Genomic DNA, 12552 nt, shown 5'->3' on the forward strand with positions numbered 1-12552 from the left:
ACTACAAAATTTTTACACGGGTCACTCCGTAGCTCTTTGCTGAACAGCAACTTTACCGTACGTGCCGCCACCACCGGAGGACAACTCCAGTTGTCCGTTCCGTGCAGCCACAATCAGGCCTGCCAGCACAGGTCCAACAACCGCAGCAAGCTCTTCCTCACGCGTGCGATGAAGTACGTTCATTTCTGTACCAAAATGTTCCAGTAGCTGGCGCAGTTTGGCTTTGCCAAGTCCGGGGATGAACTCCAGTGGTACCTGATAATGATAGGCCGGTCTGTTTGCAGGAACATGAGGACTCTCCCGATCAGAGATTGCCAGAATGCGATCCAGCACCCCCTGCACCAGCTTCAGACTGCCACAGTGCGGACAACGCTCTGCTGACATCGCCTGCTCGTCCATTATGCTGCCACATGCGGCACAGTAAGTACGGTGGTATTTGCCCAGCCTTGGATTCAGTCCATAATTGGCAGCAATTTTCCTGCCGGCTTCTCCTTGAAGTGCCATGCGGAATTCATCAAAAGAAGGTGCAGCCACTTGCAGTTCATTATACTCCCGTCCAATCTTACCGAGAGAATGGGCATCCGAATTGGTCAGAAACGGTACATGATCCAACTCCCGAATATAACTGGCCATGGATGAGTCCGAGCTTAAGCCTAGCTCTACCGCATCCACGAGACTAGTATCCAATACATCGCCCATACGGGGCGCCGTACTGCCATAGATGCCTTTATGCGGTGTAAACACATGTGCAGGTACAATAAGCCCACCACGTGCCTTAATCTCGGCTTGCATCTCTAGAGCGGGCACGTATACCCGCTGAGAACTGAGATTCACATTTTTCATATAACGTTTCATCCAGTCCGTGAAGGACTTCATCGTTTTCAGATCACGGAAGTACGCCAGTATATGGAACTCACGCATTCCAGGCTCGCGCAGCTCAATCTCTGTACCCAGCAGAATGGTGGTGTCCTGATAGGCAATGCCGCCGCCCTCAATCTCGGACATGGTACCACTCTCCAGCAATTGCTCAATATCCAGCTGTACAACCGGAGAATGACAATCAATAACACCAAGCAAATGAATTCCTTTGCGATCCGATGCTTCCCGAGCAATATTCTCAAATGTCAGATCGCGACTGCCGCTGATTTTAACGGCCTCACCGCGAGAGGTTCGTCCGATGTGAATATGCAGGTCTGTATAACAGGGCTCCCACGTCGTGGACGTTTCCAGTTGGTCTTGCATGCCTAGAATCGTCCCGTCGTTCTGTAGAGGTCCCACGCGTATACAGCCATCATCGTTTTGGCATCACTAATCCGATTCTCATCCATGAGAGCGTAGGCTTCCTCCAGAGTTATTTCGGCAACTTCAAGGAATTCATCTTCGTCCAGCGCCATGTCCCCTGCTTCCAACTCTTCAGCGATGTATAGATGAATGATCTCATCTGCGAACCCCGGTGACGTGTAGAACGAACGCAAATGACGCAACGACTTGGCCACAAATCCCGTCTCTTCTCGCAATTCACGTGCTGCGGCCACCTCCGGCTCTTCTCCCGGGTCCAGTTTCCCCGCAGGAATCTCCACTTCGGTGCGTCCCATTGCCTGACGATACTGATCCACAACAAGCATGCGATCCCCGTTTAGTGCAAGTACAGCTACAGCACCAGGATGCCGGATAATCTCACGTGTAGCCGTTTGTCCGTTTGGTAGCTTTACCGTATCGACCTGAAGTGAAATCACTTTTCCCTCGAAGATCGGCTTGGTGGATACGGTCACTTCATCCAGCTTTGGATTGGCAGGTTGCGCTGCGTGGATGGATTGGGCAGATTGGTTTGGTTTCATTGGTTCTTCAACTCCATATCGTAGGATTATATATTCGGCTAATGTATATATCTCTGATTTTGGGCATAAGGTGAGCGTATAGAACTCTCACAGCAAATATAAACGAATCAGGGGGACTTTCGATGAACAGTTATATGACGCCTCAATCCGTACACGTGGTAGGACAAGCCCGGCAAGTACAGCTCATACTCAAGCAATGGTTGCGCGAGTGGGGCCCGGATGCCAAATTAGTCGATCTGCTCGCTGGACGCAAATGAATGGGTCATCGATCCATTCATCCATTGATTCAATTTGACCCTAAATTAACGAGTCTTCTCCCTTGAAATATAACATGAATTCACAAAAAGTCCGAATCCGATACAGATAGACTGGGTTCGGACTTTTGTCTAACAACATGTGAGGTAACATGTGCTGTATATTATTTCTTGTCAGCTGCCGTTTCCTGAATAATAGCCACTACCACTTGGGATAACTTCACAATGTCTTCGGCACGAATACGTTCTTTGGTTGTATGGATATCCTCATACCCTACCGCCAGATTCACTGTTGGAATGTCGAATCCGTTAAAGATATTGGCATCACTGCCACCACCGGAAGCAAACGTACTTGTCTCCAGCCCAATACTGCGGATGGCACGCTGCGCAAGCTGTACAACTTCGTGTTCATCATGGAAACCAAATGCAGGGTAAAGGATCTCACTTCTGAATTCAGCTGTTGCACCGTATTTGCGACATGTTGTTTCCAACGCGTCACGCATCTGTGCAACCTGCAATTCAACTTTCTCCTGCACAATACTGCGAGCCTCCGCTTCAAGCTGTACAAAGTCACATACCACGTTGAGTGCTGATCCACCCTGGAATTTACCGATGTTCGCTGTCGTCTCATCATCAATTCTGCCCAGTGTCATCGCAGCAATCGCTTTGGCTGCAACCTGAATGGCGCTGATCCCGTCTTCCGGGTTCACGCCCGCATGGGCAGACTTACCATAGATGCTCATTTGAATTTCAGCTCTGGCTGGTGCAGCAACACAGATCGTGCCTACAGCTCCATTAGAATCCAGCGCATAACCGAACTCGGCATCGATATCCTTCGGATTCATTGCACGTGCGCCCACCAGGCCAGACTCTTCGCCGACCGTAATGACAAATTGAATTTTACCATGTGGAATGTTGTTTTCCTGGATCACACGAATCGCTTCAAACAATGCCGCAATCCCTGCTTTGTCATCTGCTCCCAGGATCGTTGTTCCATCGCTGCTGATCCAGCCATCTTCACCCAGTTCAGGCTTGATTCCCTGTCCCGGCGTCACGGTGTCCATATGACATGTGAAAAAGATCGGTGCAACCCCTTCAGTTCCTTCGGCTTCCCAGGTAATGACGAGGTTTCCTGCGCCATGTCCGGTTTGCTCCATGGTATCATCCTCATAGACATGAAGACCAAGCTCTGCAAACTGTTCTTTTAACACCTTCGAGATGTTCTGTTCATTTTTCGTTTCACTATCAATCTGCACCAGTTCCATGAACTGATCGATAACACGTTGTTGTTTAATCATAGGACTTTCCTCCCTCTCGTAGATACGGTACAATACAATTACTATGGCTTGTTTACTTTATGAGGTTGTTCAAAAAGTCCGCTTTTGATTACGAAGGATGCCTCGCGGCATCATCAGCATCGAATATGGAATTCAGCCGAAATGTCCGTTGCTCACGTAGTTTTCCCTACGCTCCGCTACTCCATTTCTAGCTTCATCCCATCTTCTTGGTACTGAAAACCAGTCTTTTTGAACACACACTTTATGTTGAAAGGAGTTCTCTCATCATGCAAAAAAAGAAATGGTTCAAAATCATCATCTATCTCATGCTGATTGCCATGATCGGGTCCACCCTTTTCATAGCTCTCGAACCGTTGCTGTTCGGATAGCACCCCCTGAAGCCTTTTGACGAACTGTTTACAGACGTTGAAGGGCTTCTTTTTCCGTGACCCAATTAATTTTATATGGAAAAATACGATTAAAGTACGGAACAATTTCCTGCGCAACCTGCTCCACTGTATAGGACTTACCCGTTATATCCTCCAGTGAGGTAACGCCATACTGCTCTATCCCACAAGGAACAATCCCCTGAAAACCTGCATGTTGAATGCCTGAGCTGATGTTAAAAGCAAACCCGTGACTGGTTACAAAACCGCGGCGGTGTTTGCAACGATTAAACTTGATGCCAATTGCAGCAATCTTCATATCGCCAATCCACACACCCGTGTAACCTTCTTTGCGTCCGGCTTCAATGCCCTGGTCTGCGAGATAATCCATAAGTACCTGCTCAAGTTTCCGTAAATAGCCGTGCAGATCCAGGTCTTCATCCCGACCAAGAATCAATAACGGGTAACCTACCAACTGGCCCGGGCCATGATAAGTAATATCACCGCCACGGTCAATTTGAAACAAGGAAATCCCTTGCTCTCGCAACTCTTCCGGACTGAGAAGTAGATGCTCCGGATGATTCTGTGAGCCGATCGTATACGTTGGGGGATGCTGTAAAAGAAGCATCTGCTCCGCTCCCTCGCCCTCGTCCAATCGCTGCACAATCGCTTTCTGGCGGTTCCAAGCCTCTTCATAATCAAGCATTGGTATGTATGCAACATCCAGCGGCTTGCTCATGATTCCCCACACCCTTCTGCTTCAGGTTCAGTGTACAATTGAGCACCTGTCCGTAGACAGCAGGAAAAGTGCACGGCCTCCGGCACATACACTTCCCCGACAACTATTTACTTAATACACCTTGGTCTCCATGGTATATCCTTCAAGGTTTTCTTTGACACGTTGCAAGAAACGTCCGCTAATTACACCATCCAGGATTCGGTGATCCAGCGACAGACACAGGTTAGCCATCGAGCGAACAGCGATCATATCATTAATAACCACAGGTTTCTTGACAATCGACTCGAATGTAAGAATCGCTGCCTGCGGGTAGTTAATAATTGGCTGGGACAGGATCGAACCAAATGAACCTGTGTTGTTCACCGTGAACGTACCACCTTGCATATGGTCCAGCTTCAACGTACCCTCACGCGTTTTGCGAGCCAGCTCATCCACTTCACGGGCCAGACCTGCGATATTTCGCTGATCGGCATGTTTGATTACGGGTGTAAGTACGGAGTCTTCGGTTCCTACCGCCATGGACAAGTTAATGTCCCGTTTGACGATAATTTTGTCCACTGCCCATACCGAGTTCATGATTGGGAAGTCTTTGATCGCATTAACGACTCCCTTCATCATGAAGGACAGGTATGTCAGGTTGATACCTTCCTTACGCTTGAACTCATCCTTGAGTTTATTGCGCAGCATCACAAGGTTTGTTACGTCCACTTCGATCATTGTCCATGCATGCGGGATTTCCGATACGCTTTGACGCATATTCCGGGCAATGGCATTACGCACAGGGGTAACATCGATGAAATACTCCGATCTTCCTTGGCCGCCACCCTCTACTTCGATCTGTGGAATTTTCGGACTTTCGGTTAAATGAATGCCTGAATGTCTCACAGGAACACCTGCATCGGACGCTGAGATCGCTTCTCCAGCGGTTAAACCCATTTCTCCATTTCCACGATTCACTCCGCTGAATGGAGAAGCAGACGGCACACCAGAAGGTGTATGCTGTACTGCTGCAGATGATGCTTGTGCAGACGCAGACGTTCCAGCCGCGTTACCTCCCTGTGCAACAAATGCCAGCACATCTTTGCGGGTAATACGACCACCGGCCCCAGTGCCTTGGATGCTTTGCAAGTTCAAGCCATGCTCTGCTGCCAAGGATTGCACTGCCGGGGAATACCGATTGCGCATCGGCTGGTTGGGGTCATGTGCTGCTGTATTTGAGGCGGCAACAGGAGTGTGGCTCGTATGTTGCTGCACTTGCTCCTGTTGCTGCGATACTTGTGTTACTTGCTCAGCCGCTTCTTCGTCCGAAGCTGCGACCTGCATGCGGCAGATTGCTTCACCAACAGCAATCGTTGTGCCCTCTTCCACCAAAAGGTCACCCATAATTCCATCCACAGTGGATGGAATCTCGGCATTAACTTTATCAGTGATTACTTCACAGATCGGCTCGTACTGTTCCACACGGTCGCCCGGTTTTTTCAACCATTTTCCTATGGTAGCCGAGACCAGCGATTCCGCCAACTGCGGCATAATGACCTCGATCCATTTCATACGTTCAGCCATTTGATTATCACTCCAAACTTTACTTTTAAACGATCCAAAAAACGAAATTAAAACTCGGCAAGTGTACGCATTGCTGCTTTGGCTTTGTCCTTGCTCAGCATGTAGAATTTCTCCAATGTTGGGCTAATTGGCATGGCCGGCACGTCAGGTCCGCAGAGACGCTGAATCGGTGCATCCAGATCAAATAGACATTCCTCACTAATAATAGCGGCAACTTCGGCACCTACACCACCGGTTTTGTTATCTTCGTGTACAATCAGCACCTTACCTGTCAGACGAGCGGAAGCAATAATCGCTTCACGATCCAACGGTTGCAATGTGCGCAGATCCAGAACGTGTGCTGTAATGCCTTCTTCACGCTCCAGCTCCTCAGCAGCCTGCATAACAAAATGCAGCGGCTGGCTGTAACCGATCACCGTAATATCCGCACCCTCACGAAGTACGTTGGCTTTACCAATCGGAACGATATAATCATCTTCAGGTACATCTTCCTTGATAAGTTTGTAGCATTTTTTATTTTCAAAAAAGAGTACCGGGTCCGGGTCGCGAATGGCCGCCTTGAGCAGTCCCTTGGCATCGTATGCCGAGTAGGGAGCTATAATTTTCAGACCAGGTGTACCAAAGAAAATCGATTCCGGACATTGAGAGTGATATAACCCACCGAAGATCCCGCCACCAATCGGCGCGCGGATAACAATCGGACAGCTCCAGTCATTGTTGGAACGATAGCGGATCTTGGCCGCTTCACTAATGATCTGGTTGGTTGCCGGCAGCATGAAGTCCGAATATTGCATCTCGGCAATCGGCTTCATGCCATACATTGCTGCACCAATGGCAACCCCAGCAATAGCGGATTCAGACAATGGTGTGTCCATCACTCGCATTTCGCCAAACTGATCTTGCAGCCCTTTAGTTGTGGTAAATACACCACCTTTGAGACCTACGTCTTCACCAAGGATAAAAACATTCTCATCCCGTTCCATCTCTTCTTTCATCGCGAGACGGATTGCATCAATATATTCCATCACTGCCATACTTACCGTCCCCCTTCTTCGCTGTCCGCATAAACGTGCGTAAGAGTGTCCTCAGGTTTAGGATATGGCGCGTTGTCTGCATATTCAGTTGCTTCTTTCATTTCCAGCGCAAGCTGGGAAGCCAGATCCGCATCCCGGGCTTCGTCCCAGATGCCGCAATCGATCAAGTAGTTCTTCATGCGAGGAACGCCATCTTTCTTCCAGTTCTCCTCAACTTCCTCTTTGGTCCGGTAAGCCAGATCATTGTCGGAGGTGGAATGAGGTGACAACCGATACATCATCGCTTCAATCAGTGTCGGGCCTTCCCCGGCTATGGCACGGCGACGCGCTTCCTTCACTGCGGCATATACTTCTAATGCATCGTTACCATCTACACGCAGTCCGGGGAACCCGTATCCTTGTGCTCGATCGGATATTTTGCCGCTCAACTGTTTGTGAATCGGTACCGAAATTGCATATTGATTGTTCTCACACATAATAATGACAGGCAATTTATGCACACCTGCAAAGTTGGCTCCCTCGTGGAAGTCACCCTGATTGCTTGATCCTTCGCCAAACGTAACAAAAGAAACAAATTCTTGCTTCTTCATTTTGGCAGCAAGCGCAAATCCAACAGCGTGCGGAACCTGTGTTGTAACCGGGCTGGAACCCGTCACAATCCGCAACTTTTTGTGACCGAAGTGACCCGGCATTTGCCGACCGCCACTATTCGGATCTTCTGCCTTCGCAAAAGCAGACAACATCAACTCACGCGGAGTCATGCCTACCGCCAGTACAAAGCCGTAATCGCGGTAATAAGGTAAATAATAATCGTGATCCCGATCCAGACCAAATGCAGCGCCTACTTGCGCAGCTTCCTGACCTACACCGGATACGTGAAAGTTAATTTTGCCAGCCCGTTGCAAGAGCAAGCAACGCTCGTCAAACTTGCGCGCGAGCAGCATGTATTTGTACATATCCAATACTTCACCATCGCTAAGTCCCAGCTGTTGATGCCGGTGGACCGCGTCTGCAGTACCTTGTGAACTCATATGAGGTACCTCCTTTTAATCAGAGCCTGTGCCACTCTTACTACCCGATCTTATAACCTGGTACTAAGACTTGGCTTAACCTTATTATAATCCCTTTTGCCCAAAAAAGGAAAGGACCTTTCTCATAAGCTTGTTTGGCTTACATTCCAATGGCCTTTCCATCGACCGCTAGCATGGCTTCACCCATAATTTCCGACAGAGAAGGGTGCGGATGGATGGTTTGTCCGACTTCCCAAGGTGTGGCATCAAGCATCTGAGCCAGAGAAGCCTCAGCGATTAATTCCGTTACATGGGTGCCAATCATATGTACCCCCAATATATCATTCGTCTTGGCATCTGCGATCACCTTCACGAATCCATCCCGACTTCCGTGAATAAGCGATTTGCCAATGGCCGAAAATGGGAACTTCCCTGTTTTAATGTCATAGCCACGTTCTTTGGCTTCACGCTCGGTGAATCCGATGCTGGCTGCTTCCGGACGTGTGTACACACAGCGCGGGATACGGTGGGATTCTACGGCATGTACCGTTTCGCCCGCCAGATGATCAACAGCGAGAATGCCTTCATGACTTGCGGCATGTGCAAGCTGCAAACCGCCGATGCAGTCACCAATGGCGTAGATGTGACCTTCACCGGTCTGTAACTGTTTGTTCACAGCGATGAACCCACGCTCCAGTTTGATATCTGTATTTTCGAGTCCGATATTCTCGACATTAGCCTGACGTCCAACCGACACGAGCATTTTCTCCGCTCTCAGCGTTTCCTGCTTATCTTCACCAAGCTGCACATCAATCTGGATGCCCTCTTGATCCGCGTTATATGTTTCGGTTAGAACGGTGGCACCTGTCAGGAAACGAACACCTCGTTTGCCGAGCAATCGCTGCATTTCTCTGGCAACATCCTCATCCTCGGCAGGCAACACGTGAGCAGCTGCTTCTACGACTGTGATATCTACGCCAAAGTCATTCAGCATGGATGCCCACTCCAGTCCAATCACACCCCCACCGACAATAATGAGAGATGCAGGAAGTTCATCCATACGCAGGGCTTCGTCGCTGCTCATTATGAATTTTCCGTCCGGTTCCAGGCCCGGCAACACACGAGGACGTGAACCAGTGGCAATAATGAGATTGGTCGGAACAACCGTATCCATCTCGCCATCTTCAAACTCCACAGCGACTGCTCCGCTCTGTGGTGAGAAGATGGATGGTCCGATGACGCGACCTTTCGCGTGTACAACCTGGATTTTATTTTTTTTCATCAAATACTGAACGCCCTGATGGAGCTGTTCGACAATTGCATCCTTGCGCGCCTGTACTTTGGGAAATACAAGTGTAGCTCCAGCTGTCTCGATACCATACGTCTCGCTCTCCTGGATTTCCGCGTATACTTCGGCACTTTTCAACAAAGCTTTACTCGGAATACAGCCACGATGCAGACAGGTACCGCCAAGCTTGTCCTTCTCAATGATAACGACCTGTTTTCCCAGCTGTGCAGCCCGGATCGCGGCTACATATCCACCGGTCCCTCCTCCAAGAATGGCAACATCACATGTAATTGGCATCTCTCATGCTCTCCTCTATGAATCAAATTTCAATATAATTTATGATGGCTTGAATCATGGTTTGGCTTATACCCTCTATATGCCATTGTACTCTCCTTGAGCGGTCAACTCAAAGTTTGAAGCAATCACACATGGACAGCCTATGCATTCCAAGCTATGATGGAATCAGGTATGATCTGTAAGCGTAACCTTTATTTAATGTCGACTTTGGCAGAAAGGGTATAATGCTCATGAATACAAGATTGGTCTTTGTGCGATTTTTGGCAATTGTTGTTCTGGTCATCCCCGGGTTAATGGCAATGAAGGGTTTTCTGATGATGAAAGATGCCCTGTTCCTATATTATGCCGAGCACGGGAACGAACTGATTTCACCAGGGTTCCAGTGGCTTTCCTTTGGCGGTGGACTTGTCCTTTTTGCCGCAGGTATGAGTTTTCTGGGAGGCTGGATCCTGTTCCGTGACCGCAAGCGTAATTATGTAGGTCCCCGTTTCCGGTCCAAAAATGTACCCGAAAAAGCAGAGACGCCCGGAAGGACTCCTTGAGTCCGGGCTTTTTGTGTGTTTATACAACACACCGCCTACTTTACATAGACAGGATGGATCATCATGGTATCATTTCTAATCACGTTACAACGATTGCTCAAAGGCATTTTCCATGCGTTCAAAGACCCCAAGTTTCTGGCTTTGTTCGCCTTAACGGCAGCAACGTTGCTGTCAGGCACTTTGTTTTACACTCGTGTTGAAGGTCTGCACTGGATCGATGCATTATACTTCTGTGCGGTTACCCTGACTACGGTGGGACATCCTGAATTTGTGCCATCCACCGGATTCGGCAAAGCCTTTACCGTGATTTACATGTTTGCCGGCATTGGGCTTACCTTTGCCATGATTGCCAGAATTACAGCAGGTATTCTATTCCCTCGCAAATTAAAGACAGAAGAGGACCCGGAGTAATCTAATCTCCGGGTCATTCGTATAAGGCATCCCGCAGTTTGGTAGACATACGTGATTCTTTGGAAGAAGACTTCAAGATCGTTCTACGCAAGGTCAAGTTACTTGCCCGCAGTCTCTCCGCTTCTGCGAACAGTTCTACAAATAATGCCTGCGCCGCTTCATCCAGAGATCCCTGTTCTTTCAGGCTTTCATATTGCGCTTGCAGTGATGTTAATGCTTCACTCATACTAAACACCTCTTTTCACAACTCCTGTTAATTAGCTGCCGTAACCAATACCTTAACAATCCATATAGTAACACAAAGCTGCGCAGATTAGTTCTGGCTCTTTCCAAAGATTTTGTGGTACTCTGTAAAGGTCGCTTTTTTTGTTGAATCCCGTATGTGAGAGGAGTAGCAGCACCGTGCAAACAGGACGTATTACCGTAATTACTGGACCCATGTTCAGTGAAAAATCCGGTGAACTCATTCGCCGTTGTCAGAAATTAATACAATTTGGCCGTAAAAAGGTTGTGGCCTACAAACCAGCCGAGGATGATCGGTTTGCCCAGGACGAGATCGTAAGCCGAATTGGTTATCGACTCCCTGCCCATTCCATTCCCCGGCAATTAACCCCGGAATCCGTAGAAATGATCTTGAACCAAACCATAGATGCTGATGTTGTTGCATTTGATGAAGTACAATTTTTCAGCAGTGCCATTATGGAACTTGTCTCGGAGTTAGCGTATTGTGGCAAACATGTTATTGTGGACGGACTTAATATGGATTACCGTGGTAAGGAGTTCGGATATGTCGGCGGTTTGCTCGCCATGGCAGATGACATTGAGAAACTCTCGGCTTTCTGTGCGGTATGTGGCAGCCCGGATGCAGCCTTTACGCAACGTATCGTCAATGGGGAGCCTGTTACCTTGGGTCCGGTTGTCATGATTGGCGATTCAGAAGCTTACGAGCCCCGCTGTCGTTGCTGCTTCATTCCTCCTCACAAAGTTGAATGCTCATCGTAATTCCTAAAAGCTAAAAGATCTTAGATATCTTCCAAAAAGGCCCCTTGGGGCTTTTTTTGTTATAGAGCAAACATTCGCACAAAAAAGCACCGCTTCACAGCGATGCTTCCAGGGTCACTTCCCGCTAGTCCCGGGAAACAAAATATTTGTTGGTCATGTAGTAAGCGTCACCACGCGACGTTTCCACCATTCCTTTTTTGGCATCCAAAAATACAATCTCTTTACACTTTGTACAGTACCATTTTGTGCGCTTGTATGGGGATTCCGTCACATAAGCCGTGCCACATTTACAATCAATCTTCATTAATAACTCGGTTGATTTATAAGCACTGGACAAGCGTTCCAGGTTATCCTGCTGCTGTGTAGGCATAATGGTCTGCTGATAATCCGATAAATGATTTTGAACCTTAAAGTCTGCTACCAATCCTGCATTCAATCCAAAAAACTCCTTGCCAATTTCGGTCACGAAGCGCTTCTCATTTCTGTAGCAATCCAGCCACTCAATAATCTGCTTATTAGACAGTGGAACCGTACCCTTGATACCGCTGTTTAAGGTGTAGGTCATGATGTATAAAGTATCGTCTTGTCTACCTGAGTACATTAGAATCCTCCTTCGAATACATTTGCTAATGTACTACAAAAACGCGCATAAATCAAAAAATTCTTATTTCCTGAGCGCATCTCTTCTTAATTAAATGGGAAACATTCCACGTTCATCCGCCAAAGACTTACAAGAACTGCATACACCTGAAACATTTCCCTGTGGTGCCGCATAATGCACGACCGATTTAACGTTTTTCTTGCATATGGAACAGTAGTGCCTCCTTTCCTTTTTTGGGATATAGTCCGATAGCTTAACCACGTTTTTGTTCGGTCGGAATCGTTGTAAGAAGCCCGGCCATTTCATCTCG

15 protein-coding genes are annotated in these 12552 nt (G+C 48.1%); 5 read left to right on the forward strand and 10 right to left on the reverse strand.

What is annotated here, in order from left to right; all coding sequences use genetic code 11:
• Positions 1–21: 21 nt before the first annotated feature.
• Both MKZ13_RS19805 and MKZ13_RS19810 read right to left on the reverse strand, forming a co-directional pair.
• Entirely contained in the window at positions 22–1242 is a 1221-nt protein-coding gene (locus MKZ13_RS19805) for an endonuclease Q family protein (protein ID WP_339177583.1), read from the reverse strand.
• A 2-nt stretch (positions 1243–1244) separates the two neighbouring features.
• The gene (locus MKZ13_RS19810) at positions 1245–1838 is read right to left on the reverse strand and encodes an NUDIX hydrolase (protein ID WP_339177587.1); all 594 of its coding nucleotides are present in this window, start codon (positions 1836–1838) and stop codon (positions 1245–1247) included.
• Between the two features lie 122 nt (positions 1839–1960).
• Here MKZ13_RS19810 and mciZ point away from each other — a divergent pair, with 122 nt between their 5' ends.
• On the forward strand, positions 1961–2095 hold the full coding sequence (gene mciZ, locus MKZ13_RS19815) for a Z-ring formation inhibitor MciZ (RefSeq protein WP_091028853.1): 135 nt from the start codon (positions 1961–1963) through the stop codon (positions 2093–2095).
• A gap of 161 nt (positions 2096–2256) precedes the next feature.
• On the opposite strand, the gene MKZ13_RS19820 is transcribed toward mciZ, so the two are convergent.
• Entirely contained in the window at positions 2257–3390 is a 1134-nt protein-coding gene (locus MKZ13_RS19820) for a M20/M25/M40 family metallo-hydrolase (RefSeq protein ID WP_221822095.1), read from the reverse strand.
• A gap of 266 nt (positions 3391–3656) precedes the next feature.
• On the opposite strand from MKZ13_RS19820, the gene prli42 reads away from it, so the two are divergent.
• Positions 3657–3758 carry a stressosome-associated protein Prli42 gene (prli42, locus tag MKZ13_RS19825; RefSeq protein ID WP_017687624.1) on the forward strand — a complete coding sequence of 34 codons (102 nt, stop codon included), beginning with the start codon at positions 3657–3659 and terminating at the stop codon, positions 3756–3758.
• Positions 3759–3786: 28 nt separating this feature from the next.
• On the opposite strand, the gene lipB is transcribed toward prli42, so the two are convergent.
• From lipB to lpdA, 5 genes are all read right to left on the reverse strand, one after another.
• A complete protein-coding gene (gene lipB / locus MKZ13_RS19830) occupies positions 3787–4494 on the reverse strand; it encodes a lipoyl(octanoyl) transferase LipB (protein ID WP_221822097.1) in 708 nt (235 codons plus the stop codon).
• Between the two features lie 111 nt (positions 4495–4605).
• The gene (locus MKZ13_RS19835; RefSeq protein WP_221822099.1) at positions 4606–6057 is read right to left on the reverse strand and encodes a dihydrolipoamide acetyltransferase family protein; all 1452 of its coding nucleotides are present in this window, start codon (positions 6055–6057) and stop codon (positions 4606–4608) included.
• A 47-nt stretch (positions 6058–6104) separates the two neighbouring features.
• A complete protein-coding gene (locus MKZ13_RS19840) occupies positions 6105–7091 on the reverse strand; it encodes an alpha-ketoacid dehydrogenase subunit beta (RefSeq protein WP_339177594.1) in 987 nt (328 codons plus the stop codon).
• 2 nt (positions 7092–7093) lie between these two features.
• Positions 7094–8122, reverse strand: a complete 1029-nt coding sequence (locus tag MKZ13_RS19845) for a thiamine pyrophosphate-dependent dehydrogenase E1 component subunit alpha (protein WP_017687620.1) — start codon at positions 8120–8122, stop codon at positions 7094–7096.
• Between the two features lie 139 nt (positions 8123–8261).
• A complete protein-coding gene (gene lpdA / locus MKZ13_RS19850) occupies positions 8262–9686 on the reverse strand; it encodes a dihydrolipoyl dehydrogenase (RefSeq protein ID WP_339177596.1) in 1425 nt (474 codons plus the stop codon).
• A gap of 224 nt (positions 9687–9910) precedes the next feature.
• Between lpdA and MKZ13_RS19855 the strand changes: the two genes are divergently transcribed.
• Both MKZ13_RS19855 and MKZ13_RS19860 read left to right on the forward strand, forming a co-directional pair.
• Positions 9911–10228: a DUF2627 domain-containing protein gene (locus tag MKZ13_RS19855; RefSeq protein ID WP_339177597.1), complete on the forward strand. Its 318-nt coding sequence runs from the start codon at positions 9911–9913 to the stop codon at positions 10226–10228.
• A 63-nt stretch (positions 10229–10291) separates the two neighbouring features.
• The gene (locus MKZ13_RS19860) at positions 10292–10639 is read left to right on the forward strand and encodes a potassium channel family protein (RefSeq protein ID WP_339177600.1); all 348 of its coding nucleotides are present in this window, start codon (positions 10292–10294) and stop codon (positions 10637–10639) included.
• A gap of 13 nt (positions 10640–10652) precedes the next feature.
• Here MKZ13_RS19860 and MKZ13_RS19865 read toward each other — a convergent pair whose 3' ends face one another.
• Entirely contained in the window at positions 10653–10865 is a 213-nt protein-coding gene (locus MKZ13_RS19865) for a hypothetical protein (protein ID WP_339177602.1), read from the reverse strand.
• 176 nt (positions 10866–11041) lie between these two features.
• Here MKZ13_RS19865 and MKZ13_RS19870 point away from each other — a divergent pair, with 176 nt between their 5' ends.
• Positions 11042–11641, forward strand: coding sequence for a thymidine kinase (locus MKZ13_RS19870; RefSeq protein ID WP_062835251.1), 600 nt, complete (start codon positions 11042–11044; stop codon positions 11639–11641).
• Positions 11642–11765: 124 nt separating this feature from the next.
• Here MKZ13_RS19870 and MKZ13_RS19875 read toward each other — a convergent pair whose 3' ends face one another.
• Entirely contained in the window at positions 11766–12242 is a 477-nt protein-coding gene (locus MKZ13_RS19875) for a hypothetical protein (protein WP_017687614.1), read from the reverse strand.
• Positions 12243–12552 lie beyond the last annotated feature (310 nt).

It is taken from the genome of Paenibacillus sp. FSL R5-0701 (assembly GCF_037973995.1).
Taxonomy (GTDB): Bacteria; Bacillota; Bacilli; order Paenibacillales; family Paenibacillaceae; genus Paenibacillus.